1 protein-coding gene is annotated in these 276 nt (G+C 33.0%); it reads right to left on the bottom strand.

The window, feature by feature from the left end:
• Positions 1 to 24: 24 nt before the first annotated feature.
• Complete coding sequence (locus tag HMPREF2930_RS02465) at positions 25 to 240, bottom strand: hypothetical protein (protein WP_002449614.1); 216 nt, start codon at positions 238 to 240, stop codon at positions 25 to 27.
• Positions 241 to 276: the final 36 nt, after the last annotated feature.

Below are 276 nucleotides of genomic sequence, written 5' to 3'. Positions count from 1 at the left end.
AGACTCCTTTTTGTTAAAATTATACTATAAATCTAACTTTGCAACAGAACCGTAATGAATCAATTCATCACTATCTAATGCCACCATTGTTAGTTCAGCCTTGCATGGTTTAACGTATCTCACATAATGGTACAAATCTTCAAATAGTGCCTGTTTTTCGGGCATTTTAAACACCTTGTGTACATTAAAACCTATTTCTTCTAATCGCTTTGTAATCACGCCGAAAACGAATGTGTTCATGTGAAATCACTCCATCATTTTTAATATTCACATGTA

It is taken from the genome of Staphylococcus sp. HMSC068C09 (genome assembly GCF_001813735.1).
GTDB classification, from domain to species: domain Bacteria; phylum Bacillota; class Bacilli; order Staphylococcales; family Staphylococcaceae; genus Staphylococcus; species Staphylococcus hominis.
Note: the sequence above shows the minus strand (reverse complement) of the source record. Positions and strands in the feature narration are given on the sequence as shown.